We start from the raw sequence: 26304 nt of genomic DNA on the forward strand, positions 1-26304 counted from the left end.
CGCAATCGCATTGGGCGCTCAGCCGGCGATCGCACCGAGTCGCAGTTCGCTGGCGGCGCCGCGCGCGTCCGCGCCGAGCGTATCGACGGCGACGCTATCCGGCAGGCACACGATCGTCTGGAATTGGCGGAACGCTGCGCCCTTTCGATCGTCGGTGAAACGCAATTCGATGCGGCCGTTTTCGCGCTCGAGGAAATCGCGGACCGCGTCCATGCCGACGCCGCGGCCCGAAACCTCCGTGATCGTTTCCGCAGTCGAGAAGCCGGGCCGGAAAATGAATTCGGCGATTGCTTCGTCGCCCAGCGGTTCGTCCGCGCGAATCCAGCCGCGCTCGAGTGCGATGCCGCGAATGCGTTCCAGCGCGAGGCCGCGGCCGTCGTCGCTAAGTGTGATCTGTAGGGCGCCGCGGTCCACGCCCACGTCGATGCCGATCGTGCCGGCCGGTGTCTTGCCTTGAGCGCTGCGAGTCTCGGCGGTTTCGATGCCGTGGTCCATCGAATTGCGCAGCAGGTGCATGAACACGTCGTTCAGCGTGCGGCCCGCCGCGCCGCGCAGACGATACCCGTTGTCGTCGATGTGCACGACCGGCGCCGGCTTGCCCAGTTCGCTCGCGAGCGACGGCAGCGAATCCAGCACGCCGGACAGCGCGTCACGCACGCTTTCGCTGCCTAGCGCGAGCAAGGTCTTGCGCATCGCGTCGCGCATCGATTGCAATTCCTGAAGCTCGTTCGCGTCGGTTCGATCCAGCATGCCCAGCGTGCGCTGGATGTGCTCCTTCTCGACCATCACATAGCGTCCGGCGTGACCGGCATCGTTCACGCCGGTTTTGCCCTTGCGGCCGAGACTCTGTTCGTTGATCCTCGCGTAGCTCTCGATGGCCTCGCGCACGCGCGTCAACTCCCGCATCAAATGCTCCTGGTCCCACGGGCGGTCCGCATCCGGCTGGCGCAGTTCGTGATAGCTCTGCTCCGTTTCATGAACGACGTTGGTCAGATGCTGCAGGTTGTAGATGCGTGCGTTGCCCTTGATCGTGTGCATGTTGCGGAACAGTTCGGCAATCGCCGCGTGGTCCGCCTCGGAATGCTTGCGGATGATCCGCTCGTTCTCGCTAATGAAGCCTGCGGAGCTTTCAATGAAGTGATGGAACTTCTCTTCGCTCACCGCGAGAATCTCGCCGATCATGTCGAGACGGCGGCGCTGTTCGCTCGCTTCAGCCGCGAGCTTGCGCAGTTCGGTGACGTCGCGCACGCAGAGCATCAGGCGCACGATGACGTCGTTTTCGTCGGTGATCGCCGACCAGCTCAGGTCGAGAATCTTCACGCGGCCGTCGGGCATGCGCTTCGAAATCTCGCCTACCAGCAAATGCTGATTGAACGTGAAGTTGATGCAATCCTCGCCAAGGCACGCATGCACCGCGGCATCGATTCGCGAAAGCGCGTCCAGGCCGATATCGGTCTCCGAGAACGCCAGATCCATGAGGCCACGGCCGGCGATCTCCTTCGTTTCGAAGATGTCTTCCAGATACGCGGAGTACTCCGCGTGGATCACGGCGCCGTCGATCACCGTCAGAATGCCCTGCTGCATGTTCTGCAACATCGCCTGAATGTCGGCAGTTTTCTGCTTGAGTTGCGCGGAGCTTTCCCGGATCTTTTCGATCATTCCATTGAAGGCGACGATCGAATGGCCGATCTCGTCGAGCCGGCCTACCGGCACGCGCCGCGTGAAATCCTGGCTCGATGCGATCTCGCTCATCATTGCCTGCATGCGGCTGAGCGGGCGCGTGATCTGACGGTAAAGCAGCGAGCCGATCGAAGTCAGCAGAATGATCGCGATGCCGGTAACGATCGCGATGGCCGTCGTGGTGGTCGCGAGCGTGGCGTTCAGCGCGGTGATCGCTTCGTCTTTCTCGCGGTTTTTCTCGACCCGCAACGTTTCGACAATGCCTTCAAGCTCATCGCGATACTGCGCGACGTTCGCGAACAGATACGCCTGTGCGAGTTCGTTCTTGCCGGCGGCCTTCATTTTCGCCGTCTCGGCGATGGCGGAAAAGTAATTCCGCAGGCTGTCGTTGGCCTGGTCGACGAGACCCTTTTGCGCGTGGCTCGCGGCGTCCCTGGCCTGGAGCGCGAGCGCCTGTTGCAGCGAGACTCTTTTCTTACTGAGTTCGTCCCGAGCCTGCGCAACCACGTCGCCGTCGGGCGCATACACGAGCGTCATCGTGGCCAGTTGCACGTCCTTGACCTGCGATACCAGGTCGGCGGAGGCAAGCGCGCTGGGCACCACGCCTTCAGTTACCTTGCGCACTTCTGCTGCGCTGCCGCGCGTCTGATAGACGGCGTAAGCGCCGATCGCGGACAACGCGACGAACATCAACAGCACCAATAGCGTGATGCGATGACGGATAGTCATGTGAAACCCCCGGGGTGTGGCCTTTGCGTCGGCTCTCGTCGGAGCAGCGCGTTTTTTACGAAATGGGTCGTACTTGCAGCGTCGCCGAGTATTGCTGACGCATGTTACTAAGCGATGACTACGGAGTTTTGCGCGCGGTCGAAAGCGCCGAATAAATTTCTAAAGTTTTCGCATGCCGCGCCGTTAATGGATGCCGCTTTATTCGTGTCTCTCACCGTTCCAACAAAATGCGCGCCCAGACTGAAAGCTTCACCATCCGTCACCGAGGAGCCTAATGATGAGCGTCAGCGTTCGCAGCTATCTATCTCCGACACTCGTGCTGCTTGCCTTCGACTGGCCGGAAGGCGGCACGCGTGAAGACTTCCTCGGCTTCGCAATCAAACGGAGCCCGGGTTTTTTCGCGGCCGACGGACAGGAGCGCGAAGCCAGCAGTTGGTTGCCGAACCGCCTGACGTTCCAGGGCGCCGTGCCGGACACGCAGAAAGACGCGCCTTCGAACGAGGCGCCGATTCAGAAATTCATGTGGTGGGACGCGCGCATCGACGAGGCCGATCGGGAAACGTCATTCACTTATCTCGTCTATCCGTTTGTCGGCACGCCCGATGCGCCGCAATTGCTCGACACGCAAAAGGGCGAATGCAGGTTAACGCTGCCCGCGCATATCGAATCGAAGGTCGGCACCTGGTTCAACCGCGCCGTGGTCAGTTCGCAGGCGTTCGCGCGCAAAGTCGCGGCGCTGCATCTTGCGCCGCATGCGGCTCCCACGACGGACCAGGCGTTGCGCCTGCGCACGTGGCTCGCGAACGATTTGCAGGACGTTTTCGACCTGACGCTCGCTCACGCGCGGCGTGCGGCTTCGGCCGTGTATCACCTCACCGATCCGCTATGGGCGATTCCTGCTTTCGAAGCGTTCGGCAAGCAGCAGGGCAAGGCGTCGCTCGCGATCGTCTACGATTCGCATGAAGTGGCGCGCAAGGGCAAGCCGCCCGCGCCTTCGCCGAATCAGCCAGCGGTCGATCAGCTCGCCGACCTCGCCACCTTCGCGCCGCGCGACAAGACGCACATCATGCACGACAAGTTCGTCGCCGTGGACGACGGCAACGGCGAGGCAACGCCGGCGCGCGTGCTGACGGGGTCGGCGAACTTCACCACCGAAGGCATCACCGAGCAGGCCAACGTGCTTCATCTGTTCGATTCGCCGCAACTCGCCGCGCTTTACAGCGATCGTGCGAAGAGCCTCGCCGCCAACCCGAGTATCGCCGCCACGGCGAAGCTCGCGCCGGGCTGGTCCGATTCGATCGAAATCGGCACCGCGAAGGTCCGCGTCTGTTTTTCGCCGGAACCGAAGGACTCGCGTTTGCAGATCGACACCATCGTCGACGCAATCAGCAAGGCGAAGCACTCCGTGTTGTTTTGTCTCTTCATGCCGACCGACGCGCCGCTGCGCGATGCCTGTTTCGCGGCAGGCGACAAAGGGCGAATGATGTTCGGCCTCGTAAATCACATCAGCGCGCAATCCGCCGAAGCGGCGGAAAAGGCTCAGCAGAACGGGCAGATCGTCACGAGCACGGCATTGGCCAACATGGAGCTTTATCACCGCGGCCGCGATAAGCGCGATGTGATCGATGCCGAATACTTTTCGCCGGCCACCGTGCCCGCTGGATTCGAACCCGAACTGCGGCTCTTTCCCGGCGAGAGCGCGCCGGGCTACGCGCCCGTGATCATCCACCACAAGTTTCTCGTGATCGACGCCGAAGGCGCGAATCCGGTCGTCTACACGGGTTCCGCCAATATGAGCAACAACTCGGAACACTTCAACGACGAAAACCTGCTGGAAATTCGCGACCGCCGCCTTGCCGGCACCTATCTCGCCGAATTCCTGCGGCTCTACGAGCACTATCGGGCGCGCGCGTTGGCGATACGTGAAAAGAACAGCGGCACCCATCAGCGCTTGATGCTGGCGCCGAACGGCTCATGGGCGAAGAAGTACTTCGTCGCGGATAGCCCGGAGGCGAAGGCGCGCGTCGCGTTGGCGCACGGCGCGGATTGAGTTGGTTCAGCACGCGAGGCGTCAGCGGATTGATGGCAGATGCTTTGACGCCTCGCGCACAGTGAGCGGTGAGATGAGGTCGCGCGAAGCGGACAGAAAGCCGCTCACCGCCTCCGGAGCGTGCCGCGCGTAATCGCGCAAAGCCCAACCGATCGCCTTGCGGATGAAGAAGTCGCTTTCCGATGCCAACGAACGGGCGTAGCCGAACAGACGTGCTTCGTCGGTATGCTCGCGCCAGCCGAGTTGATGAAGCATCGCGATGCGCCGAACCCACAGGAATTCATGCTCGAGCGCCGCGTCCATCGCGGCCTGCGCCTGCGGGGTCTGTGCTCGCGCCGCTTTCAACACGTCGCCGACCACGCCCGCGAGCGGATCGATCGAATCCCACCAGGCGTTTCGTTGAGCGATTGCCAGTAGATGCGCGATATCCGCAATTCCGAGCGCCTGCCATTTGCGCGCCAACAGGTCGGTGGCAACGTATTGGTATTCGCGTTGCGGCATGGACCATAAGACATTGGCGCAGGCCAGCAAGTGCCCGGCATTGTCCGCGGGAAGCCGCTTGAACACCGGCGATACCGCTTGCCGCCGCAACGGCGCCGGCACGCCGATGAACGCGAACTGGTTTCGCATGCAGGCGCGCATCGCGAGCGAGCGCTGCGCGTCGGCGTGCGGGGCGAGCGCCGCCTTGATTTCCTTGCCGAAAGCATGGGGTGTCATTGCGCGATGACTGCCCGATCTGAACCGCGTTGGATCGCATGGTCTATCTGTTTGCGGTTAACGATCGCCGATTTGATCGAGACGGGCAAGTGCTCCCGGATTCCCTCACCTTTGACTTCAAAGTGCGCAGACAGGTAGCGTTATTCTCACCGCGCGGACTCCCGAACCTTCTCACCTTTGAGCTTCCGTTTGAACCGGAACACCCCTCGCTATCGGTTACCGACTGGCTAGCCCTGAGCGACGTTGCCAACTCTGTCAGGAATAACGATCGCGCCATGCGGCCCATCGCCGCGGCCGCCGCCCGGGCCACCGCCGCCAGGCCCACCGCCGCCACCACCCGGCGGCGGTCCCCACCAACATCCACTCAAGGTTGCGCTCAACACGGCCAGGGCCGCAATTGCCAACAGCTTCTTCATGCTTTGCTCCTTCGCTATATCTATAGTCACGCGAACCCGTCTCCCGATTGGCGGCGGCACGTGTCACCCGCAACGTATCAATCCGCGAAAGATCATGTTTTACGGAGCCGTTACAACCTCGGTGTGAAAAACGATCGTTGTGGCAACCGGCTGCGGCAAGCGTCGGCGTCCAGCAAAGCGCAGGCGGTATGGGTGCGCCTTTCGGCGCGGTGCGGCGCGCTCACGCTTTGTTTGCATATGGAAGAGGATGTAAGGGGAACAACGATATCGGCGGTGCACCGGGACGCGCTCGAGTGCGTTTTTGAACGCGCGGCGAATCACCCTCAGCGGCTGGGAGGCGCACTCCCTGGAGATCTTCACCTTATCGAAGGTGCGCGCCGATCGCGGCGATTCTTCACCTCCTGGAATGGCTCACCTTTGGGAAGCCGAGGGGGGCGCAACGAGTCCCGTATACCTCAAATTAATATCGTCGCTTGCCATGCTTTTTACGTAGTGCAGAAGCACTATCATCCAAGATTATTTGGACTGCCTTGAACTCGCTGGTGCTGTCTGTCCGAAACGGCATCATACGGAGATCGCTCATCGTGCAGAATCAGGGCATCAAAAATGCGCGTATCACGACTACGCTGTCCGCACCCGTCGTCGTTCCCTCGCTGCTGGTCATCGGCGGATTGCTGTTGCGCTGCGCTGTCTGGCCAGAGGAAGCCAACGTGCTATGGGCGCATGCGCAGGGCCTGGATAAGCCGTCAGTTCGACTGGTTCTATACGCTGGCCGTCACCCTCTTCCTCGTATTCCTGATCGTGGTGCCCGCGAGCCGTTTTGGCGACATCCGCCTCGGCCCCGATGATGCCGGGCCAGAGTTCAGTTTTGAGTCATGGACCGCGATGCTATTTGCGGCAGGTATGGGTATCGGATTGATGTACTTCGGTGTCGGCGAGCCGATGCAGCACTATCTGAAGCCGCCCACCGCACTTGGCGACACGCCCGCGGCGACGCGTGAAGCCATGCTGATCACGTTCTTTCATTGGGGCTTCCACGCGTGGGCCGTCTACGACGTGATTGATGTAGTCGGCGAACAGACTAACCGTTACTCAAAAGATCTACCGCCTGAGCGCATGGGCGATCACAACTGACCACGCCCAGCGCCAGTGTTTTCCAGAACTCGCGACCTGTTTTGCGAATCGGGATCAGCCTTCAGAACTTCACCTTCAACTGAAACCCGATCGTGAACGGAAGGTTGTCCGAGGGGATCGGTGGAATCACGATTAAGTTAGCCCCGACGCGCTTGTATTCCACCATCACGAGTGGCGCGAGCACCGGTCCGACCGTATGGTCGCGGCCGAGGCCCCAGTCGCCGTAGTTGTAGCCCGAAATGATTCCGCCCATCGCCGCGATTCGCACGATGCCCCAGTGCGCGAACTCCGGCGCCCACACACCGCCGCCATAATAGGAAGGCCGCCGCAGCGAGTTGCGAAAGCCGCCGCCAGTCAGCGCCCATTGATTGTTGAGCCAGCATTCCACGCCGAGGCCCGGATTGAACGGTTCGAAATCGGTGCCTGCGTCCGGTTTGATGTGATACGAGCCGATCATGGCGTCGACCCATACGCCGCCCTCGCACCAGTTGCCTGCATGCGCGGCAGACACGCCGGCCACGCTTGCGACGAGCGCGAGAGCCGTGCGTCGAATGTGCTTTCTTATTTGCCGGAAATGCATGTTTTCTCCGCCACCGGTCGCGCGCCGGCGTCATCTATGTTACGGGTACGAGTGCGTGCCATCCGTCGCGCACTGTACCTCAAGCCGCATGGGCGAGGTTGAGGACGCGCCCGGAAACGCGGGCACAAGACGTGCCCTCAGTCTGGAAACACAACATTGACGGAGAACCGATGGCAGAGCGATGAACGCGCGGCACGCGTTCACCTCCAATCGTTCAGGAAAGGTTCAAAGACCAAGATCGGTCAGCCCCGGATGATCATCGGGGCGGCGGCCGAGAGGCCAGTGATAGAGACGGTCCGCTTCGCGGATCGGCAGGTCGTTAATGCTCGCGTGGCGGCGCGCCATCAGCCCGTGCCCGTCGAACTCCCAGTTCTCGTTGCCGTAGGAGCGAAACCAGTTGTTCGAATCGTCGTGCCATTCGTAGGCAAAGCGTACGGCGATGCGGTTATCAGTGAACGCCCACAATTCCTTGATGAGGCGATAGTCGAGTTCCTTTGCCCATTTGCGGCGCAACAGTCCGACGATCTCCGCGCGGCCGTGCGTGAATTCGGCACGGTTGCGCCACACGCTGTCCGGTGTGTAGGCGAGCGACACGCGCTCGGGGTCGCGGGTGTTCCAGCCGTCTTCAGCGGCGCGCACTTTCTGGATCGCGGTTTCGCGCGTGAACGGCGGCAGCGGCGGGCGGGTGTCGATTGGATCGGCCATGATGGTTCCTCAGTCTGGTTGCGGTTCGCCGTGATGGCGGTGGTTTCCTCGGGACTTGCTTATGGATCGGCGTGACTCGCCGGGACACCCGGCGTCGAGCAGAACCTCGGCGGTAGCGCGCGCGTCGAGCGCGGCGTCGGCCTCGCCGCTTACCAGCGCGACGGCGATAGCGCCGTCGAGCAGGATCAACCACTGGCGCGACACACGCGCGGCGCGGCGGGCGTCCATTTGCGACTCCGCAGCGTATGCATCGCATTGAGTTCGCACGAAAGCAAGCAAGCGCTCCTTGTGGTCGCGCGCAACGATCCGGATCGGATCGTCGGCGGAAGCGGTTTCACCGGCGGCGTTCAGAAACGCGCAGCCATGAAAGTCCGCTGACGCAAACCACTCGCGCAGCACATCGAACATGCCGAGCAGGCGTTTTCGCGCACGCTTGCCCTGCCGCTCGGTGCCCGCGATGAACCAGTTCATCCAGCGTTCGTCGCGCCGCTCAAGTGCCGCTGCGATGAGCGCGTCTTTCGATCCGAAATGCGTGTAAAAGCTCTTGCGCGCGGTGCCGGACTGCTTGACGATCGCATCCACGCCGGTTGCGTGGATGCCGCCGGTGTAGATCAGCGCTTCGGCAGCGTCCAGCAGACGATCACGCGCACTGCCGGGCGCCACGGGATCAGGATGAGATTCGGTAGGCATGCCCGAAGGGTAGAACGATCATTCTCCTTCGTCAAGTTTTTCCGCGGGTTTTGCGGATCGAGCACGCGAACTGCTATCGTGAGCAGGATCGGTCAACCGGAACGGACTTCATTCATGAGCCTCCTTATCCTTCGCGCCACGCTCGTGCGCGCGCTGCTGGGCGCAGCGTTGCTGACGGCGATGGCCTGCACCCCCGTACAGGTGCTCACGCACTCGGTCAGCCAGAACGAAACGCGCGTGCCGGCCGGGCGCTACGATCTGGACCATGATCATTGCAGCATCACCTTCGACGTCGATCACTTCAAGTACTCGCGCTTTACGATGCGCTTCGATCGCAAGCAAGGTCAGCTCGACTGGAACGAAGGCGGTTTGCAGAAGAGCACCGCGGCGATAACGATCGACGCCGCGAGCATCGATACGAACGTGCCGCTGCTCGACAAAATGGTGAAAAGCACCAGCATGCTCGACGTAGCGCGTTATCCGGAGATCCGTTTTGTCAGCACGCGGTTCGAGCGCACCGGCGAATCGCGCGGCACATTGACCGGCGATCTGACGATTCACGGCGTCGCGCAGCCGGTCACGCTCGATGTCACTTTCAACGGCTTCGCGCGCGATCCGCTCACGAAAAAAGACACGCTCGGTTTTTCGGCCGACGGTCGCTTCAGCCGCGCGAAGTTTGGTTTGTCGACGTGGTATCCGGCCGTCGGCGACGATATCCACGTGCGGATTCAGGCCGAGTTCGGAAGAACGCCCGCAGGCGGGTGAGCGCGGTGCGGGCGTTTGATGGTTAGCCGTTCGTGGCCGTTTCGGTCTATGCGGCCGTCCAGTCGAGAATCACCTTGCCGCTCTCGCCCGAGAGCATCGTGGCGAATGCCTGCTGATAGTCGTCGACCTTGAAATGGTGCGTGAGGATCGGCGACAGATCGAGACCGCTTTGCAACATCGCCACCATCTTGTACCAGGTTTCGAACATCTCTCGGCCGTAAATGCCCTTGATTTCGAGGCCCTTGAAGATCACCTGGGTCCAGTCGATCGCGGTCTGCGCGGGCGGAATGCCGAGCAACGCGATCTTGCCGCCGTGGTTCATCGCTTCGAGCATGCTCGTGAACGCGCTCGGTACGCCCGACATTTCCAGCCCGACATCGAATCCTTCGGCCATGTGCAGATCGGCCATGACGTCGCGCAACGATTCGCGCGACACATTCACCGCACGTGTCGCGCCCATCTTGCGCGCGAGTTCGAGGCGATAGTCGTTGACATCGGTGATCACCACGTTACGCGCGCCCACATGTTTGGCGATCGCCACCGCCATGATGCCGATCGGTCCGGCGCCGGTAATCAGCACGTCTTCGCCGACCAGATTGAACGACAGCGCCGTATGCGTGGCGTTGCCAAACGGGTCGAAAATCGCGGCGAGGTCGTCGGAGATTTCCGGCGGAATCTTGAATGCGTTGAACGCCGGTATCACCAGATATTCGGCAAACGCGCCTTCGCGATTCACGCCGACGCCCACCGTATTGCGGCACAGATGCCGGCGTCCCGCGCGACAGTTACGGCAGAAGCCGCATGTGATATGTCCTTCTCCCGACACCCGATCGCCGATCGCAAAGCCCCGTACTTCCTGGCCCATTTCGACGATTTCACCCACGTATTCGTGCCCGACGTGCATCGGCACCGGAATCGTTTTTTGCGCCCAGTCGTCCCATTTCCAGATGTGAATATCGGTGCCGCAAATCGCCGTGCGCGTGATGCGGATCATCACGTCGTTATGGCCGACTTCGGGTTTCTTGACGTCCGTGAGCGTGAGGCCCGGTGCGCGTTCGAGTTTCGCCAATGCTTTCATATGCGCCTCCTTCAGATCACACCGAGTTGACGGCCGACGCGCGCAAATGCATTCACGGCGCGATCGATCTGTTCCGACGTGTGCGCTGCGCTCATCTGCGTGCGGATGCGTGCGCGGCCTTTGGGCACCACCGGGAACGAGAAGCCGATCACGTAGACGCCTTCCTTCAGCAGCGCATCGGCCATGTTCGACGCGAGTTGCGCGTCGCCGAGCATCACGGGAATGATCGGGTGTTCGCCGGGCACGAGCGTGAAGCCGAGCGCGCTCATCGCGCTACGAAAATGCGCGCCGTTTTCCCGCACGCGGGCGCGCAGTTGAGCGCCTTCTTCGCTTGCCAGCAGTTCGAGTACTTTCAGCGATGCGGCGGCAATGCTCGGCGTGAGCGTGTTTGAAAACAGATACGGACGCGAACGCTGCCGCAGCAATTCCACGATCTCCTTGCGCGCCGCGACGTAGCCGCCCGATGCCCCGCCCAACGCTTTGCCGAGCGTGCCGGTGAGGATGTCCACGCGCGACAGCACCCCGCAATGTTCCGGCGTGCCGCGCCCGTGTTCGCCGACGAAGCCCACCGCGTGCGAGTCGTCGACCATCACCAGTGCGCCGTGGCGGTCGGCGAGATCGCAAATCCCGGCGAGGTTGGCGATGATGCCGTCCATCGAGAACACGCCGTCGGTCGCGATCAGTTTGAAGCGTGCTCCAGCGGCGTCGGCTTCTTTCAGACGGGCTTCAAGATCGGCGAGGTCGTTGTTTTTGTAGCGGAAGCGCTTTGCCTTTGAAAGCCGTACGCCGTCGATGATGCTCGCGTGATTCAGCTCGTCGCTGATGATCGCGTCGTTGTCGTCGAGCAGCGTTTCGAACAGGCCGCCGTTCGCATCGAAACAGCTCGAGTAGAGGATGCAGTCGTCGGTTTGCAGGAACGCGGCGAGCGCGGCTTCGAGTTCCTTGTGCACGGTCTGCGTGCCGCAGATGAAGCGCACCGAGGCCATGCCGAAGCCGTCGTTATCCAGACCTTGTTTCGCGGCTTCGATCAGGCGTGCGTCGTCGGCGAGGCCCAGATAGTTGTTCGCGCAGAAATTCAGCACGTCGCGGCCGTTGGCGAGCCGCACGTCCGCCGATTGCGGGCTGGCGATCACGCGCTCGTTCTTGTAGAAGCCGTCGGCGCGGATCTGCTCGAGAGTGCCGCGCAAATGAGCGAGGTAAAGGTCACGCATGAACCAGACTCCTGAGAAGTGGAGGCGCCCGCGTCAACGTATCGTGCAGGTTCGGCACGGGGCGGCCTGTTATAGTCGGCTTCAGTTTTACCGGATATTTTCGTTTTTTCGAACTAAAATCCGGTATATCGAACAACTCTAAACGATGGGTCAGCAAATGGCAAGTTCGGGTATCCGCCGTGCCGCGGCCAACGCGGCGCCTACCGCCGGTGTAACGTCCGCCGCGGCGACCGCGGCGCCGCCGCGCGTCGGCGAGCAGATTCAGCGTCTGCGCGCCGAACGGCGCATGACGCTCGACGATTTGTCGCGCGCGGCCGGTGTGTCCAAATCGATGCTCTCCGAGATCGAACGTGACAAGGCTAATCCAACCATCGCGGTTGCGTGGCGTCTGACCAATGCGCTCGGCGTCAGTCTCGATTCCCTGTTCGCGCCACAAAAGGCGCCGGAAGCGATCGCGGTCTCCGGTCCGCATGACATTCCCACCTTGAGCGGGCACGACGCCAAATATCAGTTACGTGTGTGGGGGCCGATTGAACTGGCCGGCAAGTTCGAGTGGTACGAGCTGACGCTGCAGGCGGGCGGAGCGCTAGTGTCGAATGCGCACGAGCCTGGCACGCGCGAGCATCTGACCGTGCTGCAAGGATCGATCGAGATCGAGGCCGCGGGCACGACGAAGCGGCTGAAGTCAGCGGACACCGCGCGCTATGTCGCGGACGAGCCGCACGCCATCCGCAATGCAGGAAAGGGCGAGGCGAAAGCGCTGCTGGTGGTGATTCACGGCTGACTCGCGGATGCGCGATTGGCGGGCATCGGTCGGAGGTTGCGTCCGCCACTGTATATTTGTACAGTACAGGGTATCGACTGGAGCCGACAATGAACGATCTGACAACCGACCATGCCGACCACGCTCTGGCCGCGCTGCGCTATCAAACCGCGGCGCGGGATCTCGAACGCATCGTGCGCAATATCGCCGCGCGCTACATCGTGCAGCAGGTGCCGCTCACCTGGCGCTTGCTGCATGCAATCGAAGCCGAGGCGCTGGCGGATCTCGGCTTTGCCAGCCGGCACGACGCGCTAATGCTGGGCCTCTTTCAACGGCCATCCGATCTGCCTTACCCGGAGACGGACGAGGCTGTGGACTTCGGCACTTCCACCGCCTTGCCCGCGGTATTCGCGTTCGCCGTCTCCGCTTATGAAGAAGCAGCGCGTCGCGCAGCGCAACCGCCTTCCAAAGACGCGCCTCTGAAACGCGCGCGGGCTTGGGGCGACTGAATGCTGCGTTTTTGATCGGTTGCCACCTACCCGCGCAACGACGGAAGAGCAGCTCATGTCGCCTCCCCATCTGTCTGATCCGGTTCCGCGCCCAGCGCCTTCCACCGATCTTTTCGATCAGAAGCGAGAGGACTGGCGTCGTGACCCGCAAGTCGCTTTCGACGCATGGCTCGCCAAACAGCATTTCAGACGCTCTTCCGCTGAGGTCTATCAGGCTCAATGGGGGCTTTTTCTCGACTGGTTGAGCGTGCGGCAAAAGAATTTGACTAGCGTCGATACGCAGACCATTGCGGACTTCGTCGCCAGCCTCGACATCCGCAAACCGCAGCGCGTCCGGTATTTGCGGCTGATCGAGCGAGTGCTCGATCACGTGAGCGAAATCGAAACCGCGTCGACCAATCCGGCCCGCTTCATTGCTCAGGATGGCGAAGCGGCATGGCGAAATGCCCGGGACAATGAACCCACCGGTTTTCTGAATCATGCCGAACGGGCCGCGCTCATCGCGCATCTGTTTTCGCCGTTGCCGGCTTTGTCCGCGACGCAGCGCTGGAGAGCACGGCGTGACCGCGCATTGATCGCCGTGTTTCTCGGCGGTGGGCTCAAGACGGGCGAAGCTGCGGCGCTAACGATGAGTTGCGTGAGGACCGGGTCGCCCTGGGTGACAATCGAGTCGGTAAATCCCATGCTGATGCGGCGCACTCGCCTCGCGCCGTTTGCAGTGGCCATTCTGGACGCATGGCTCGCCGAGCAGCGTTTATCCGAATTAGCCGGGAACCTGGTTTTTCCAGCGTCGTCGTGTGGGCGGCCCATGCATAAAGCCACCATGCTGCGCGCGGTCGACGCATTGATCGACGCGGCCGGAATCGCGGAATCGCGGGTGTCACGAGCAAGTCCGCAGACCTTGCGCAATACTTTTGCCGCGGATCTGTTTGAGAGCGGTGTGGAGGCTGAACTGGTCGGGCAATGGCTGGGCTTTGTACAGGCGGTTTCGGCGAACCGCTTATATCGTGCTTGGGAAATATGGACGGATCAGCAGGATTCGTTAAACGTGAATGAGCCGGATCCCGCATCCTCGCCATTACCGGCACCCAGGCGCGATGGGCGTTTGACGAGGAAAGCGGCAGCGCGCAAGGCCTGAACGCCCCACGCTTTGGCTCCCGAATCTCCTCACCTTTGACGATTTGTCCGCGATTGCATCAAATGAATCGTCACGCAGATGCCGCGATGGAATCGTTCGACAGGAATCGGCTAACCGCCTCCAGCCTGGAATCGCCCGGTCCGGACGAGTGATCGCATTCCGGACACTGCAATTCAAACTGGCGATCCACTTGCGACAACTCCGGCTCGCCTTCCGCGCATTTCGGGCATCGCAGAGGCAATCTGACGTGGCCGTCCGCCGCCGTGCCGATTGCCTTCAATTCGTCGTGTGTGAGCCGGCCCGCTTCGACAAGCGAACAAAGCAGGGTTGCAATTGCCGGATCGATGCCTTGCTGACCGCGCAGCACGGCGACTTCTTTTGTCAATGCATCCACTTCGTCGGATTGCTCGCGCAATTGGGCATCGAGCCGGTCGCCGCGCGCCTTGGCCGCGGCGAGTTGTTGAATGAACTCGAACTCCTTGCGGCTCGCGTCACGTACCCCGGACTGATACGTCGCCGCCATGCTTCGCAATGAATCGAGTTCGACCAGCATCGGTTTCACGCGCCGCTCGGCTTCGGTCACCGCGTCTTTGATCTGTTGCGCATAGTGTTCCGTGCTTTGCCGCAGTTCCATGTGCAATGCGTCGATCCGGTCACGCAGCGTCGCATTGGTCGCCAATTCATTATCAAGGCGTTGACGAAGCGTCTCGTTTTCCTGATCGAGTCGCCGCACCGTTGCCTGCAAACCTTCCTGGTGGGCGTTGCCATGCGTCGTCGTGCTGGATAGCTCGGCCTCGAGCGCGCGGACACGTTCCCATGCGGCCTCGGCCCGCATTTCGCTGCGCTGGATCGCTTCCTCAGACGCATGTTGTCGAATTTCCGCATCTCGCGCACGCTGGTCGGCGGCGGAGAGTTGGGCGCGAATTTCCTCGCGCTCGTCGTCGAGCGTCGCGCGTGCATGGACAACAGCTTCTTCGAAGAGCGTGCCTAGCAGTTCACCAGCACGATCTTCCAGCGCTTTCGGGATGGCGCCAGCGCCGACCCTGACACGCGATACGTTGCGCAGGCGCTCCCAGAAATGGTCGATGTCTTTGGGAATATCGCTTGCGCTGCCGGTCTGGGTCAGATCGCGGACTGCGGCCATCGACGGACGGATGCCCAGATCGAAGAAGAGTCGCTTGCATGCATGCAGCGAAAGTTCTTGCCGTCGAGCCCCGGTATTTCGCATCGCTTCAAGCTCATTGCGGATGGCCTGCCTTTCCTCGTCCAGATTCATATGTGCCCCGATCTTGCGTAAATGGGATGAATCATAACAATTTACGTAACGTTTGCTACGTATTTAGCGCTAACCAACGCTGTGAGGCGAATTGCCCGGCTTTTGGGGTGAAGGTGGAGTGATGGACTAGGTCTAACGGGTTTTTTCCGTGAAACAAAACGAAGAATAGCCGATAAGTCCTTGTTGTAGAAAAGAATTGATCCGTTTCCAAACGATTGTGCACTGTTTCACGGATCCAGCGCCGGGTCGTGGCCAGGGTCGATCTGTTTTGTCCATGGACACGCGGGGTAAAGCTAGAGAGTAATAAAAGTAAACACCCTTGAACCCTAGTTAAAGACGTTAACGCCACGGCAAACCCTTGCTGGACGGGCGTTCGCGCCCGATGAGGTGAAGCTTTTCGGGAGCCAGGGTGAGGTATCTCGGGACCGTTGAGTGATGAGGTTCGGGGGACTCGGTGAGCAGGTGCGGGACAGAACGTGAGCGAGTTCAGGAACCGCCTAAAAATGCCGGCTTTCCAAAGGTGAGGTTTTGCGGGAGCTGAATCTGGGAGACTGCCCGCCAGGGCTCGACGCTCGCATGGAAGGGAGGAATGCCGAAGGTGAGCGCTTTCGGGACAGCCTTGTACGCCGGTTTTTACCCTCATTTCGATCCTGGCAGTGCGATTGGTGAGTCAAGACGGGAGAAAACGCGAGCCGGAGGTGAGACTTTGCGGGGCTTGCGTGGTTTTTTTGCCCAGATTAAGGGCATCCAGGGCTTAAGGTGAGCGTTTGCGGGAGTCGGGCGGCGTATTGGTGATGCGGTTCAAATGGGAACATCGATGTCGCTACTGTTGTCGTCGCCAGAGGTGAGGAAATTCGGGAGGCAGCAAATCGCGTCGATTATCGGTCGGCGAAATCCTCTGGCTCGAGGCAAAAGGTGAGGTTTTTCGGGAGCCGTTGCGTAGCATTGTGATCGATCAGGTGAGTCAATACGGGAAGAAACTAGCTGCGATAGCTCGGAAAGGCGCGACGGAGGCCGTCGGAGAGTCCGATCTTTATTGTCGGCCGGATTGCAATGGTGAGGTTTTTCGGGACTCTGGGGACAGCGGTTGATATCCAGAATTTCATGGAAAGGCTGCTTGAGGTGAGGATCTACGGGAGCGCCAGACGAGATCTCCGCCAATACGATTGATCTAAGCCCATGAAATCATTGAGAAATTGTAGCGATGTACGTTGAGGTGAGGTTTTTCAGGAGCGTATCATTGCGCCCGGTTGGAACTTCAAGCGAAGGAAAGGTGAGGCTTTTCGGGAGGGCTTCTCGGCGGTTCACTTGCAACGACGGTCGGAAGGCCGCGCCGTTGCAAGAGCTGGTTGTGGATTAAGGTGAGCCTTTTCGGGATCTTTGACGGCTGACTCCTGATGCAATCGCTTGGGCGCCCCGGTCAGTCATTGTGGCGACTTCCGCGCAAAGGATTTCAGGACCATTCATGCGAGCACGGTTTTCATGGCCGCGCGGCTGGCGAGCGGCATTCGCGCTCTGTATCGCCTTGCATTCTGATATGCCCATCTTGTCGAGCAGGCCGCAGTTGTAGGCGTGTCGCCCCTGCGTGCGATCTGCTGCCCATTGTTCAAAGCGGCAGCGGGCGTTCCCGCCGGCTCGGCACACGCGTTCCTTGCTCGGCGCACGGGTTCGAGCGCTGCTTGTCAGCGCGGTGGCGGTTCGACAGTGCGTTTTGCCACGCTGCCGGTTTGCCCGTGCTCTCGTTTGGTTTGCAGACAATCCGAGCGGTTCTCCCCCTCCGGGCGGCGTGAATCAATCGGACTTTCACGTCAGGGTCGCGAAATATCCAAAATTTTTTTAAGGTGAGAAGATTCGGGATTGGTTGGCTCCTGTTCGTTTCCCCGCCAAAATAGCGCCTATTTTCTCCAGGCCGCAGCCTGCAAGGATGGCCCGAACCTGGCGCCAAACGGTTGAGGTGAGGGTTTTCGGGAGCTACTCGAGGTGAGTTTCGCCTCGTAAACTTGCTTCACCCCGAACGGTGAGATTGGCGCTATAGACGCGTATCACCACAGTCGGTATGCTCTCGCCAAATCCCCTCCTCGATTCAGACGCATGGCCACGAAGCGCGCGAAGAAGACCGACGTTGTCAGCCCGAGCTCCGCCGAATTGCGCAAGGCCGTCGAGGCGATAGCGATTCAGCCCAAAAGCGGCAAAATCACGCTGCTTACCCGCAAGCTGTTCAACGTGCTGCTCGCCGTGGCGCAGCAAGCCGACGAATCTGGCGACACTTACCGGGCATTGCTGTCCGACATCGTCGCGAATTCCGCATTCGACTCGAACGATACCGCGCTCGTCAAGGAGCACTTGCGGCGCATGGTGTCGGTACAGGTCGAATGGAGTACCGGCACGTCGAGTCAGAAGCCGGGCCGGAAATGGGGCATCTCCACGCTGATCGCCGACGCGGAAATTCTCGAAGATCCCACCACCCGCCGCGTTTGGGTGGAGTTTTCCTTCGCGCCGAAGATCAAGAAGAAACTGCTTGATCCCGTTCAATACGCGCGTCTGAGTCTCCAGTTTCAGAGCCAGTTGCGCAGTAGCGCGGGGCTTGCGCTGTATGAGATTTGCGTGCGCTACCTGACCAACCCGAGTCATCTGACCATGCGGGAGTCTTGGGAATGGTGGCGCCCTATCCTGTCCGGCACGCCGGATACGGAGGCCGGTGACGAGGCGAAGCGCGAATACAAGTACTTCAAACGTGATTACTTGCGCCCGGCTATCGCGGAAGTCAATGCGGTTACCAATATCTTCGTCGAATTGATCGAGCACCGGGAAGGACGGCGCGTTGCCGAGATCCAGTTCCGCGTGACCGAGCGCAAGCAGCCCATGCTTGCACTCGATGAGCATCCGAATGTGTTCGACAGCACACTGGTCGACCGGATGGTGAAGATCGGCATCCCGCTGAAGGAAGCGCAAACGCTGTATGCCGATAGCGAGGAAAACCGTATTCGCGCGGCTTTGCAAATGACCGAACAGCGCATGCGCAGCACATCCTTGCCGCCTGTGCGCAGTGCGCCCGCACTGTTCAAGGACGCATTGAAAAAAGGCTACGCGCCGCCGGTCGAGGCACTGCCGTCGGGTGGCGGCAAGGCCGCGATGACTGCGCCGGCCGACGACCTCAAAGCCCGGCTGCTTGGCGAATACTCGGCATACCGTCGCAAGGAAGCACGCGAACTGTACGACGAGCAGGGTGAGTCTGAGCGGGAGATCGCGCGACAGTCCTTTGAAGAAGACGAGCTGCCGGGGCTAGGCACGCACATGCGCGACGACTGGCGCCGTCGCGGCCTGGACTCGAAGATTGTCGAGACGGCATTCTTCGACTGGCTGGCGCGCAAGACCTGGGGCGAGCCGACCGATGGCGATTTGCTCGCCTTTACGCTAAGTCAATCGCGCGCGGCGTAATCATTCATTGAGACGGCGGACACGATCATGTGCCGCAGTATCGTGTTCCGCGGTCATTCCAGCATCTCTTACTTCAGCATCTTTTCGATCTGCCGGAGGATGTCGTCGCGCTTTTCGCGCGTGAGCCCCTTCAGTCGCAATTCGATTCGATCGTCACCGTACGATTTGAGATCGCCCACCGAAACGCCCCCAAGCTTGATTTCGAGACGTTGAGCATAGCGTTGCCGGCCCGCCGGTTTGCTGCTTTCCTGGGCGGTGGCTCGGCCCTTCACGATGTCGGCGACTTGCCGCGTGCTGAGGTCATCGGAAATGATTTTGTTGATCAGGCGCAGCGTTGCATCCGCGCCGCGAGCGGTGTGATAGCGACCCACCTGATACGCCATGTTCGAGCCAAAACGGTCAGGCCGCGCGACCATTTCATGCATGACGGCCTCTGGCAACTTGGCGATCGACAAGGCAACGGCAACGGTCGACTCGTCCAATCCGAGATGTTCGGCGAGCTCCTTTTGGCTCTGGAAATGCCGATCATCGAGAAAGCGTTTCCATACGACTGCGTTGTCAAATACCGTCTGCGAATCGCGTTGGACGTTGAGGTCATAACCAAGCTTATAGCTCTGGATCCCGATCGGCAGGTCGATGACGACCGCCTTAACCGATTCCTTGTTCGCTTCTTTCAGCGCCCGCACGCGCCGCCCTCCGTCGCTGACGAAGTAGGTGCCGGGATTGTCGTAATCGGGAATGACGTGAATCGCCTGCTGCTGCCCCTGCCTTGCGAGATTGACGGCAAGCTCGGCAATGGACGGCTTTAGGTAAAAGTGCCGGGGATTGAAGGGGCTCGGCTTGATCGTTTTGAGCGCGAGGTCGATTACCTGGCCTGGCCGATAGCCGTGCTCGATTCGCCATGCGCGATAGGCTGCGGACTCATTGGACACCTCGTCAGCGTCGATTTCTACGTCGCTTTGCGGCACGACCGGTGAGCCTGGGCGCCCCGCTGCCTGGTTGCCCGTCGGGCCGTTCTTGACGAGACCGTCGATTGCATTCAAACGGTCGAGCGCGGTTCGCTTTTCGCTGCTGGTCGTGTCAGGACGTGCTTGAAAGCCTTTGGCGAATTGGGAGGGTTTCATTCAGGGTCCTTTATGCGCATAAATTCACGGGAGCAAGGCGGCGATCTCGTTGGCGCACGCCCGTACTTCGATGGCGGCGAGCTTGGCACCGCGATCGTTCATTTGAAGCACTGTCTGCCCTAACGCCATTGCCTGCTTGTAGGCCTCGCGTGTCGGAATCTGGGTTTTGAGCAACGGGAATCCAAGCTCTTCCAACGCACGCTTCAGTTCGCGCGTGAGCATCCGTTTCTCTTCCGTCTTGTTGAGCAGAAAGACCGCCCGGAGGTCCTCGTTCATTACTTGAGCTTGCTGGACCAGCTTCACCAATCCAACGCTCGACCAATAGTCGGCAGGCGATGACGACGTCGGAATTACCGCGACGCTAGCTGCGAGCAATACGACGCCAGAGACTTTCTCTGTGATAGAGGGTGGGCAATCGACGACGATGATGTCGTAGTCAGCCACGAACTTCTTGATCTCGCGATGGATCTGGCTACCGGCCTCGGAAAGATTGACGACTGGAAACGGGATGCCGGTGTCGCCGTCTGACGATGCACTGGCCCAATGGATCAGCGTGTTTTGACCGTCTGCGTCTACAACGAGGACGCGTTTCCCTTTCTCATGGAATGCGGCGCCTAGGTGCATCGCGATTGTGCTTTTCCCGACTCCTCCCTTCTGCTGGGTTACCGCGATGATTTCTGCTGCCAATCTTCACCTCCTCTTTTTAGACGCAAATGGATTTTACCTGGATGAATTGGCATTTCAATCAATTTGTGTAAACGCGAGAAGAAATAGCCATTTGGCCTAGTTTATGCGCATAAAGGTGTCGGGGGATTAGACTCCCTTTTGCGATGATCCCGGTCCGGTACCTACCGGCGGGTTGGCCTGTCAATGCGTTAAGCCGCGACACTGCGCGCTGTGGACGCGCCGCTGAGGGCTACCGCATGTTGTGTGTGTGGGCGAGGCGACGTTTGATTGATGTTCGTTGACGGTGCACTTCCTAGGCGGCCTCATATCATTGCCGCGGCCTCTAACGCGCGCATACACCGCAAGGGTTCGCGCGGGGAGCTTTATGCGCATAAAGCTCCGGACGAAGAGATTGTTTTGCCCGTTCGCTTGTGCTGGGTCGGCTGCTGTATATCGTTGCGTCAACAGGAAGGTCTATGGCTCAACGCGTAGGCGAACGCCATAAGGGCGCTGATAGCAACTCGGTGATGACGCTGACGTGGAGCCGTCCGCGATCTCCTACTAGGAATGCCCAACCCCGTCCTCATCGGAAACCCCCGCAAGCGCTTTATGCGCATAAACCGTGGATATCCCAACGATGTTGAGGCAGCCAACTTGCCAACGGTCGCAGGTGGGCGCGAAGCCGGCGCTTCAGCTCGGCGCTAAAACATAAAGAAAAGGCCACGGCTCCATCGATCCATCCGACGCCACGCCAAACAACGCATGATCACCATCTACCACGACCCCCGCTGCTCAAAATCGCGCGTCACATGCGACTTCGTCGCCAGCACCTACAACACCGCCAATAATGAGAGGTGATCGAAGTCATCGAATATTTGAAGCAGCCGTTAACGGTCGCCCAACTGGCGCAACTCAACGCGCAATCGGTTGTACCGTCCGCAAGGTGATTCGCGATTCCCACTCCGTCGACGAGCAAGAGCGCATTCGACTGCCGCTTCCCGCTTCGAGGAACGGATCACAGATCGCTCATGCGTCAATTGCGCCTCGCTGAAACGGCGCGCGCGTCCGCGGGCGGCAGAAAGACCGGCTGGACGTCGCTGTACTTCACGCCGCTCTTCCGTAGTGCTGAGACGAGTAACCAATGAACATCGGAACCTTTGTTGATCGCGATTGATCGGCCTGCGTTTTGATCGGCGTCTCTCGATGCACAAGAATGCCTTCGGCACGCGGTGTCGGAATCTCATAGGCGGTATAGACGAAGTTTGGGCCGGCTACCTGCGCAAACACCGCCGGCGCCTCGCCGACATAGCCGAAGTCGATGGCGCCCACGTTCAGTCCTTCGAGCAACTGCGGTCCGGCAGGAAACTCGGTCCACCTGACGGTTACGCGCGAGAAGTGCGAGCCGCTTTTCGAGCGTGCCGTGCAACTTCAGCAGCACAGGCGTATTGGCGGCTTTCCCATAGCCGATGCGAAAATCCTTCGTGGACAGTCGTCGGCAAAGACGGAAGGGGAGATGGCGGGTAGGGCGGCAGCGGCTAGCGCGGCACCCCACGCCGGCGATAAACGAACGGCGCGTGAGCAGCGAATGATGGGACATAAAAATGCTCGTCAAAAAAGACGAGCGCAAAACGGTCCGACTGGCCGCGACGATAATTCGTCCGCAAGCCTAGATGAACCGACAAATTCGCATAAGCAAATCATGTCCATGGACGGAACGAGGAACCTGCTGGTGCGCGGTCTACCCGTATCGGTCCGGACCCAGCAACGCGGTCGCCAGATTGCTGCTTAAAGCAGAACGTCCTTTTCAATACGCTGCGGTGAGCCGTTGGCCGCGCTCACGCTCACCGCAACGCGGTGAACCCGGTTGCTGACGCCGGCATGACGCATGACCGGAGACGGCATTCGGCGCAAAAAACATGCCGTCGATGGCCGCGCGCGTGCTCACCATCGTCGCCAGCGGCGGTCACAAGCAGCGCTGATAGTTGCCGGCATCCGCACGACGATTACCGAGGTCGCGGCCGACGCCCCAATGCCGCTGACTCCTGCCGCACACGGCTGGCTGCCGGCTCGGCGACCCTCCGCATGACCATCGCCCCAGCCGCGACGGCCGGCATCGTCGCACCGGTGGTCGCCAACCCGACATGATCGATCCAGCGTTCTGAACGATGCGAAAACTTCCAAACGATGCGAAAACATTTCGGGTTTCTTCAAAAATCACGACAAATACTCGTGCGCTCGACATACAAACAAATGATGCCCCCGTTGGCCTCACCGCGCCGCGCCGATTGCGAACCGTGCTGAACCCGACAGCACAGCACCAGCCGCCGCCGTGGCAGGAATTGACGCCTGGCTGTCCATTCCGCATGACCCGCGCCGCTTACACTGCAGCCCTGTACATGAGCGTACGACCCGTACCTCACTCCCTGTCACGCGGAGCCATCATGCTTGAACTGAGACCATCGTGCGAAGGATGCGGCAAGTCACTGCCGCCGAACGCCTCCGACGCAATGATCTGCACGTACGAATGCACGTTCTGTGAAATGTGCGCGCTCACCAGGCTGCGCAACGTATGTCCGAATTGCGGCGGCAATTTCCAGCGCCGGCCGATCCGTACCCGCGAGCAACTCGCAAAACATCCGGCTTGTACCGAACCGCATCCCGTCTCCATCGACGAAGCGTCGCACGCGAGTTTCTTCGAGCGCTATCGGAGCACGCCGCCCGGCGAGCGCTAAAAGAGCCTGCGTTTGCGCCGCCAATTGCGTTCAACAGTCGATGATCAACACTCGATGCGCCGTCAAGCACTTCAATCGTCACTACCCGTAGAGTCCGGCGTCGCAATCCCGCTCATCGAACGCGCCGCTACACGCAACAGGCGGATCTGCTTGCGGTAATTGCGACAGCCGCTGCAGGTCGGCAGATGCAGCCGGATCGCCACCCATTCGCCGGTTTTTAGAGGACGGTCGAGCGCGTCGGACAACAGGCGCGTGATGTTCTTACACTTCCCCATTCGCATCCTCCCTCGACAAACCCTTTTCGCTCAGACAAGTGCGTAAGCGCAGCCGCGCGCGGTAGATCAGCACGCTGCAATGATTGGCGGTCATCTTGAGTTCCGCGCAGATCGCCTCGGTCTCCAGGTCGAGAAATTCGCGCATCATGAACACGCGTCCGATGTGTTCCGGCAGATGTTCGAGACACATCTCGAACAAGGTCCAGAACTGTTGCTGACGCAGCGCGGTTTCGGGCGTGGGCCAGGGCCGCGGCTTGGTTTCGCTCGACCAGTGGCCGTTGTCCTTGAACAGTTCGCGATCGAGCAGCGCCTCGCCGTCGAGTTCAGACTCCAGCGCGGACAGGTTCACCGTGCGTTGCCGTGCTCGCAACGTGTCGACGAGCTTGTGACGCAGGATGCCGAACACCCAGGTCTTATGCTCCGATTGCGCGGCGAACCGGTCGGCTTGCGTCCATGCGGCGGCGAGCGCTTCCTGGACGGCGTCTTCGGCGGCGGCGGCGTCGCGCAGTTGCAGCCGGGCGAAGCGAACCAGGTCGCGCCGCAATTGCGTGAGATAAACGGGATCGTCGAGCGCCGGCCCATTTATACGCGCCATGACATGCTCCACGGCCGGGCATTTCTTGTTGAATCGTTGCGGTTCATAAGGGGGTGCTTTTGCTCGCGCGCTCTTTGGGATCGTGCGCCATTCTCCCGCACGTCCTTGCACAAGCGAAACGGTATCGAGCATATTCCCGCCGACAAGCGCTGACCGATGAGCTTGGTCGCGCCGGACGGGACGTTATGACAATCGAAAATAGATTATTGCGCAAATCGAAAAACGGGCGTGTGGGGCATACACACGTCAGCAGGCTGTAAGCGAAGCGGCCGTTGGCGGGCCAGAGCGGCACCCAATCGATTCGGACGGGCAATTATTTCATTCCTTGAAAAAATGTCTTCTTGGCTTCGCGGTTTTTAGGCCGACGCTGAATCGCTATCCTTCGCTCATTCGATCGCCCAGATCGCGAACCCAATGCCAAGGAGTAGCACCATGAAACGCATTCTTTCCGCCCTGATCGCTTCGGTCGCTCTGTTCGCCGCCGCCTCCGGCGCAGCTCACGCCGCCACTCCCGCGCAATGCAACGGCCCGGCATCCTACTGCAATGTGTTCTTCGGTAACTGATCCGGCTGGCTGCGCGCTGCCCGGACGCTCGTCGGGCGCGCAGCGCTAGGATAAGAAAGCCTTGGAAGAAGGGCGCCGCTACCGGCGCCCTTCGTGCATTCAAGCCACCGTGGAGCGAAATGCGACGCTGCCCTACGCGGCAAGCGCCAGCCCGCGACGCCTCGCGGACTCGCCCGACACCGCGCAAGAACAGAGCAAAGAGATAGAGAGCGCTCCCACGAGACACGACGCCGCGAGCGGCCTAAAGCAACACGCGCGCCCGTCTCGTAAATGCGCCTAACACTCGTCCTCTAACGTGTTACAGTGGGCCAACAGCCTGCAGTTCTCCTGCGCGCCTCGCGCAGTCACCGACGCAAACGTCCCTCGCCACGGCGCCCTGGATCGAGCAGGTCCCTTCCTCCTACCTGGTTTGCAGTGCCGTCAGCCCGGCCCAACTGACGCGGCTGCTGTTCACACGCACCCGTCGCTCACATTGTTTTTGCAGAAGCGCCGCGATCCGGCCGGCGTCACGCCACTGCGACACGGTTCACAAAGCCTTCACGGAGATCCGCACATGAGCAATACGATCAGAAGTTACCGCGGCCTTGAGATTTATCCGCTGGTTTATCCGCACCAGCCGAGCGGTCTCGATCGCGTTCGCCATTACGATGCGGGCTTCGATGCGGCCGTGCGAATCAGCCGGCGCGGAGCCGACGACACGGTGACCGGCAGCCGGGTGTTTCGCGTGCCGAGCCGTTCGCCTTTCGGCGCGGCCGGCGACGCCCGCATTGCCTCCGCCAACTACGCTGAACAGGTGATCGACGGCATGGTAGCCGGCCAGTCGATCGCCGGCCTTTGATGCGCGCGACAATGGCAAGTCCCGTTTCCAGGCGCTCGCAGAGCGCGCCGCTTCCCGCTCTCACAGGCCGCGCGAACTATCAGGTGACGGCGTCGTCACGCCGTACCTCGAGCGGCACGGTGCCGACGCTCAAAGTGCTCCGCTTGAGCGACGAACGGGTGATCTACCCGTTCCAGGGTCATGCGGATATGCCCTTTTTCGCCGAAGCCGGCGCGGCGCAGTCCTATGCGGAAGCCTATGGCTGGCAGCTTGTGGATGGCGACATCGCGGTTCCGGAGTGAGCGCGAACGCCCGCGCCTGAACCCGGCGGCAGGCGCCTGCCCTGGCGTCCCGCGCGCGGCATGCATGTCTTGCGGTTTCATCGATCCCGTGTCGCACGCAGCACACTCGCGCGGAGTCATCGCCGGTCAGATTTTTCCGCCGCCGTCCATGCCGTGTCCCTGACGCCATACTTCCTTGCCGCGTTCGGACAGCTCGCCGCTGCTGTGCGTTGCATCCGCTTGCGTATCGTCGACGGCCATGTCGCCGCCGGGCTGTTCCTGCGACCGCTGCTTCTGCTTCTTCCGGGCCGCCAACGCTTCATCGTGCGATTTACCCGCGTAGTCCCGAGTCATCGTGGGTTCCTCCATTG

At 60.8% G+C, this 26304-nt stretch carries 22 protein-coding genes and 3 pseudogenes; 11 read left to right on the top strand and 14 right to left on the bottom strand.

All coding sequences use genetic code 11. The annotated features are described in order from the left end of the window. Positions 1-18: 18 nt before the first annotated feature. Positions 19-2409 carry a HAMP domain-containing protein gene (locus ACTJLC_RS17755; RefSeq protein WP_073429628.1) on the bottom strand — a complete coding sequence of 797 codons (2391 nt, stop codon included), beginning with the start codon at positions 2407-2409 and terminating at the stop codon, positions 19-21. A 277-nt stretch (positions 2410-2686) separates the two neighbouring features. On the opposite strand from ACTJLC_RS17755, the gene ACTJLC_RS17760 reads away from it, so the two are divergent. Further along, positions 2687-4459: a phospholipase D-like domain-containing protein gene (locus ACTJLC_RS17760; protein ID WP_083083019.1), complete on the top strand. Its 1773-nt coding sequence runs from the start codon at positions 2687-2689 to the stop codon at positions 4457-4459. A 21-nt stretch (positions 4460-4480) separates the two neighbouring features. Here ACTJLC_RS17760 and ACTJLC_RS17765 read toward each other — a convergent pair whose 3' ends face one another. Next, positions 4481-5176, bottom strand: a complete 696-nt coding sequence (locus ACTJLC_RS17765; RefSeq protein WP_083081857.1) for a DNA alkylation repair protein — start codon at positions 5174-5176, stop codon at positions 4481-4483. Positions 5177-6191: 1015 nt separating this feature from the next. Between ACTJLC_RS17765 and ACTJLC_RS17770 the strand changes: the two are divergent. Continuing rightward, positions 6192-6663 (top strand): annotated as a pseudogene (locus ACTJLC_RS17770) (BCCT family transporter); the annotation flags it as partial. 124 nt (positions 6664-6787) lie between these two features. On the opposite strand, the gene ACTJLC_RS17775 reads toward ACTJLC_RS17770, so the two are convergent. The 3 genes and pseudogenes from ACTJLC_RS17775 to ACTJLC_RS17785 all read right to left on the bottom strand — a co-directional run. Then, on the bottom strand, positions 6788-7306 hold the full coding sequence (locus ACTJLC_RS17775) for a hypothetical protein (protein WP_083081859.1): 519 nt from the start codon (positions 7304-7306) through the stop codon (positions 6788-6790). A gap of 225 nt (positions 7307-7531) precedes the next feature. Then, complete coding sequence (locus ACTJLC_RS17780) at positions 7532-8011, bottom strand: nuclear transport factor 2 family protein (RefSeq protein WP_073429632.1); 480 nt, start codon at positions 8009-8011, stop codon at positions 7532-7534. 16 nt (positions 8012-8027) lie between these two features. Then, positions 8028-8701 (bottom strand): annotated as a pseudogene (locus ACTJLC_RS17785) (TetR/AcrR family transcriptional regulator); the annotation flags it as partial. 114 nt (positions 8702-8815) lie between these two features. Here ACTJLC_RS17785 and ACTJLC_RS17790 point away from each other — a divergent pair. Next, positions 8816-9466: a YceI family protein gene (locus ACTJLC_RS17790; protein ID WP_083081860.1), complete on the top strand. Its 651-nt coding sequence runs from the start codon at positions 8816-8818 to the stop codon at positions 9464-9466. A gap of 46 nt (positions 9467-9512) precedes the next feature. Here ACTJLC_RS17790 and tdh read toward each other — a convergent pair whose 3' ends face one another. Together tdh and ACTJLC_RS17800 are read right to left on the bottom strand one after the other, a co-directional pair. Continuing rightward, positions 9513-10544 (bottom strand): L-threonine 3-dehydrogenase, encoded by a 1032-nt coding sequence (gene tdh, locus ACTJLC_RS17795; protein WP_083081862.1) that lies wholly within the window; start codon positions 10542-10544, stop codon positions 9513-9515. A gap of 11 nt (positions 10545-10555) precedes the next feature. Beyond that, positions 10556-11755: a glycine C-acetyltransferase gene (locus ACTJLC_RS17800; RefSeq protein ID WP_310130759.1), complete on the bottom strand. Its 1200-nt coding sequence runs from the start codon at positions 11753-11755 to the stop codon at positions 10556-10558. Positions 11756-11900: 145 nt separating this feature from the next. On the opposite strand from ACTJLC_RS17800, the gene ACTJLC_RS17805 reads away from it, so the two are divergent. From ACTJLC_RS17805 to ACTJLC_RS17815, 3 genes are all read left to right on the top strand, one after another. Then, a complete protein-coding gene (locus ACTJLC_RS17805; RefSeq protein ID WP_154872463.1) occupies positions 11901-12539 on the top strand; it encodes a helix-turn-helix domain-containing protein in 639 nt (212 codons plus the stop codon). 89 nt (positions 12540-12628) lie between these two features. Then, positions 12629-13027, top strand: a complete 399-nt coding sequence (locus ACTJLC_RS17810; protein ID WP_154872462.1) for a DUF2471 family protein — start codon at positions 12629-12631, stop codon at positions 13025-13027. 55 nt (positions 13028-13082) lie between these two features. Further along, a complete protein-coding gene (locus tag ACTJLC_RS17815; RefSeq protein WP_310131048.1) occupies positions 13083-14165 on the top strand; it encodes a tyrosine-type recombinase/integrase in 1083 nt (360 codons plus the stop codon). Between the two features lie 70 nt (positions 14166-14235). On the opposite strand, the gene ACTJLC_RS17820 is transcribed toward ACTJLC_RS17815, so the two are convergent. Further along, a complete protein-coding gene (locus tag ACTJLC_RS17820; RefSeq protein ID WP_310130752.1) occupies positions 14236-15441 on the bottom strand; it encodes a DNA-binding protein in 1206 nt (401 codons plus the stop codon). Positions 15442-17532: 2091 nt separating this feature from the next. Here ACTJLC_RS17820 and ACTJLC_RS17825 point away from each other — a divergent pair. Continuing rightward, positions 17533-18879, top strand: coding sequence for a replication initiation protein (locus ACTJLC_RS17825; RefSeq protein ID WP_073429640.1), 1347 nt, complete (start codon positions 17533-17535; stop codon positions 18877-18879). A 68-nt stretch (positions 18880-18947) separates the two neighbouring features. Here the strand turns inward: ACTJLC_RS17825 and ACTJLC_RS17830 are convergent, their stop codons facing one another. The 3 genes and pseudogenes from ACTJLC_RS17830 to ACTJLC_RS17840 form a co-directional block, all read right to left on the bottom strand. Then, positions 18948-20003 carry a ParB/RepB/Spo0J family partition protein gene (locus ACTJLC_RS17830; RefSeq protein ID WP_310130750.1) on the bottom strand — a complete coding sequence of 352 codons (1056 nt, stop codon included), beginning with the start codon at positions 20001-20003 and terminating at the stop codon, positions 18948-18950. Between the two features lie 24 nt (positions 20004-20027). Further along, a complete protein-coding gene (gene parA / locus ACTJLC_RS17835) occupies positions 20028-20690 on the bottom strand; it encodes a ParA family partition ATPase (protein WP_073429642.1) in 663 nt (220 codons plus the stop codon). 922 nt (positions 20691-21612) lie between these two features. Then, positions 21613-22266 (bottom strand): annotated as a pseudogene (locus ACTJLC_RS17840) (twin-arginine translocation signal domain-containing protein); the annotation flags it as partial. A gap of 844 nt (positions 22267-23110) precedes the next feature. On the opposite strand from ACTJLC_RS17840, the gene ACTJLC_RS17845 reads away from it, so the two are divergent. Beyond that, on the top strand, positions 23111-23401 hold the full coding sequence (locus ACTJLC_RS17845) for a DUF1272 domain-containing protein (RefSeq protein WP_310130747.1): 291 nt from the start codon (positions 23111-23113) through the stop codon (positions 23399-23401). Positions 23402-23472: 71 nt separating this feature from the next. Here ACTJLC_RS17845 and ACTJLC_RS17850 read toward each other — a convergent pair whose 3' ends face one another. Further along, the gene (locus ACTJLC_RS17850; protein WP_176035781.1) at positions 23473-23682 is read right to left on the bottom strand and encodes a zf-HC2 domain-containing protein; all 210 of its coding nucleotides are present in this window, start codon (positions 23680-23682) and stop codon (positions 23473-23475) included. Continuing rightward, positions 23663-24271, bottom strand: coding sequence for an RNA polymerase factor sigma-70 (locus ACTJLC_RS17855; protein ID WP_083081874.1), 609 nt, complete (start codon positions 24269-24271; stop codon positions 23663-23665). Before ACTJLC_RS17855 ends, ACTJLC_RS17850 begins: the two co-directional genes overlap by 20 nt. A gap of 432 nt (positions 24272-24703) precedes the next feature. On the opposite strand from ACTJLC_RS17855, the gene ACTJLC_RS17860 reads away from it, so the two are divergent. The 3 genes from ACTJLC_RS17860 (at position 24704) to ACTJLC_RS17870 (ending at position 25954) form a co-directional block, all read left to right on the top strand. Then, on the top strand, positions 24704-24835 hold the full coding sequence (locus ACTJLC_RS17860) for a hypothetical protein (RefSeq protein WP_310130743.1): 132 nt from the start codon (positions 24704-24706) through the stop codon (positions 24833-24835). Positions 24836-25388: 553 nt separating this feature from the next. Further along, a complete protein-coding gene (locus tag ACTJLC_RS17865) occupies positions 25389-25673 on the top strand; it encodes a hypothetical protein (RefSeq protein ID WP_073429646.1) in 285 nt (94 codons plus the stop codon). Between the two features lie 11 nt (positions 25674-25684). After that, positions 25685-25954, top strand: coding sequence for a DUF6723 family protein (locus ACTJLC_RS17870; protein ID WP_310126419.1), 270 nt, complete (start codon positions 25685-25687; stop codon positions 25952-25954). A 126-nt stretch (positions 25955-26080) separates the two neighbouring features. Here the strand turns inward: ACTJLC_RS17870 and ACTJLC_RS17875 are convergent, their stop codons facing one another. Next, positions 26081-26287 carry a hypothetical protein gene (locus ACTJLC_RS17875; protein WP_073429648.1) on the bottom strand — a complete coding sequence of 69 codons (207 nt, stop codon included), beginning with the start codon at positions 26285-26287 and terminating at the stop codon, positions 26081-26083. Between the last annotated feature and the right edge of the window lie 17 nt (positions 26288-26304).

Origin of the sequence: Paraburkholderia sp. 22099 (genome assembly GCF_052045835.1) — a bacterium.
Lineage (GTDB): Bacteria > Pseudomonadota > Gammaproteobacteria > Burkholderiales > Burkholderiaceae > Paraburkholderia > Paraburkholderia terricola.